Annotated in this window: 3 protein-coding genes and 1 tRNA gene; 1 reads left to right on the top strand and 3 read right to left on the bottom strand. The window is 44.7% G+C overall.

Features of this window, described 5'->3' with window-relative positions:
• Both Q0238_RS07560 and Q0238_RS07555 read right to left on the bottom strand, forming a co-directional pair.
• Positions 1-348: rhodanese-like domain-containing protein (locus Q0238_RS07560; protein WP_297944617.1), on the bottom strand; the 348-nt coding region annotated here is incomplete at its 3' end.
• Between the two features lie 351 nt (positions 349-699).
• Positions 700-776, bottom strand: a tRNA-Met gene (locus Q0238_RS07555).
• Positions 777-846: 70 nt separating this feature from the next.
• Between Q0238_RS07555 and Q0238_RS07550 the strand changes: the two genes are divergently transcribed.
• Positions 847-1,410 (top strand): LemA family protein, encoded by a 564-nt coding sequence (locus tag Q0238_RS07550; protein WP_297944614.1) that lies wholly within the window; start codon positions 847-849, stop codon positions 1,408-1,410.
• Between the two features lie 364 nt (positions 1,411-1,774).
• Here the strand turns inward: Q0238_RS07550 and ybaK are convergent, their stop codons facing one another.
• Positions 1,775-2,248 (bottom strand): Cys-tRNA(Pro) deacylase, encoded by a 474-nt coding sequence (gene ybaK, locus Q0238_RS07545; RefSeq protein ID WP_297944611.1) that lies wholly within the window; start codon positions 2,246-2,248, stop codon positions 1,775-1,777.
• Positions 2,249-2,298: the final 50 nt, after the last annotated feature.

Here is a 2,298-nt window from a genome sequence, read left to right as displayed (position 1 = left end):
CTTTTGTTTAAGCAGATCAAGCGCTTTGCCGCTGCGATTGCCCGTATTGCAATAAAGCACGACGTTTTTATCCTTGTAGGCGTTTATCTCATCCAGCCTGCTTTCAAGCTCTCCAAGCGGGATATTAATCGCGTGCTTTATGTGGCCTGCAGCGTACTCATCCGCGCTTCTGACGTCGATGACTAGATAATTTTCTTTCGCCCTATTGTCCTCCTCTATCGCCGATAGTGCTGCGCCGCTTATGGCGTAGCCGTTAGGTTGCTGCGTCTCGGCGCCGCAAGTCGCAAAAGATCCCAATGCTGCCAGCAAAACCGCGCTTTTTAAAATTTTGTGAGAAATAAATTTCATATGTTTCCTTTGAATTTTAGCTTTTAAAGCGGGAGATTATATCAAAAAATTTAGCTAAATAGTGTGAATTTGTGCGGAATGTGATAGGTTATGCTGATACGGATTACCGATGTGAAAACGCGAAAGAGACTCGAATAAAAAACTTTTGCCAAAATATCTTAAAGGCTCGTAGATAAAGATACTTTGCGTAAATTTATCTTTTAGAGACGGAGCAACAAATTCAAAAAAACTCACATTTGCCCGAAGGTAAATTTTATACTTTTGCCAATTTTCATTATTTTTCAAGTATAAGTAAGATATAATCTCGAACTTTTTTGAGGCGCCGTTGCGCTCTTAAAGGTAATTTGAAGATGGTGTCAAGAGAGAGACTTGAACTCTCGACCTCCGGCTTATGAGACCAGCGCTCTAACCAGCTGAGCTACCTTGACACGCGAAAAGAAATGGCAAGTATAGCTAAATATTCTTATTTTTAATTGAAACACTTTAAAAGGAGAGAAAATGAATGCGGCTTTGATTTTATTAGTCGTCATAGTTTTGTTAGTTTTGGCGTTAGTGGGCGTTTACAACTCGTTCATCGCTAAGCGTAACCAGGTGCGAAATATCGCCTCTACCATCGATACGCAACTTAAAAAGCGCTACGATCTCATCCCCAATCTAGTTAGTGCTACGCGCGAATATATGAGCCACGAAAGCGCGGTGCTAACGCGCGTTAGCGAACTTCGCTCACAAGCGATCAGCGCAAGCTCTAACGCCGATAAATTTAGACTGAATAGCGAAATTTCGGCTCTTTTAGGGCAGATCCGCGTTGCGGTAGAGGCGTATCCAAACCTGAAAGCTAACGAATCGTTTGCCAAGCTACAAAACGCGTTAGGCGAGTGCGAGGAGCAGATCAGTGCCGCACGCCGCGCTTATAACGGCGCCGTTACGGTTTATAATAACGCATGCGAGATGTTTCCTACTAACATCATCGCCAGCGTTTTCAATTTCGCCAAAGCGGAATTTTTCGCCGCCAGCGAGCAAGAAAAGCAAGCTCCGAACGTCTCTGAGCTTTTCAAAAAATAGGCGCGAGGCGTAGAAAATTCGCGATGAAATTTTAAAATTTCATCGCAAAAATGCCGAGCGTCGCAAGGCTAAATTTTATAGCAAGCAAAACAGATCGCGCGCAAAACACGCACTTTTAAAAGAGATTTGCTTCGCACCGCGCGCGCTCGTCATCTCGTTTGAGATATTTTGAGGCACGCAGTACTTAGAATTTTAACAATAAAATTTTACGAAATTAATTTGATTTGTATTTTCTTGCTGCGCAGGAGCTCGTTTTAATAAACGGTGCAACGCCAAATTTTAAAAGTCAAAATTTCGCAGTGCAAATTTTGGTCAGCTTGCTGCCAGCGTTACTTACGGAAGCGGCAGCAAAAGTAACGCTACGTTAATCGTGAGTAATTTTGCAAATTTGCGCTTCGGTCGCAGTTGCGAGGTCCTTCGGTGCGAGAGCAATCTGTTTTCCCCGCACGCCTGCGCTAACATAAATTTTCTCCTGCGTTAGCGCTCGCTCGTCGATGAAGGTGCGGAAGTGCTTTTTCATCCCAAGCGGCGAGCAGCCGCCCCTGACGTAGCCGGTGACCTTTTGCAAATCCTTCAAATCCATCAGCTCGCACCGCTTCGCACCGCAGATATGCGCGAGCGCCTTGAGATCGAGATTTAGATCGCCTTGCAGGCAGGCTACGACGTATTCGTGATCCGCCGTGCAAACTATCGTTTTATAGACCCGCTCGATCGGCTCGCTCACGCTATTTGCCACGTGTACCGCGTCTAAATTTAAAGGATCAACTGCGTATTCTTTGATCTCGTAGGGGATTTTCAGACCGTCCAGTACGCGCGCGGCGTTTGTTTTTGAGCTCATTTCGCCTCCTTAAATTTAATAGCGGATTTTGTTTTCTTTCAAAAAATCGC

The sequence above is a fragment of the uncultured Campylobacter sp. genome, assembly GCF_938045775.1.
Classification (GTDB): Bacteria; Campylobacterota; Campylobacteria; order Campylobacterales; family Campylobacteraceae; genus Campylobacter_B.
The sequence above is the reverse complement of the archived record's forward strand: the minus strand, read 5'-3'. Positions and strand labels throughout refer to the sequence as shown.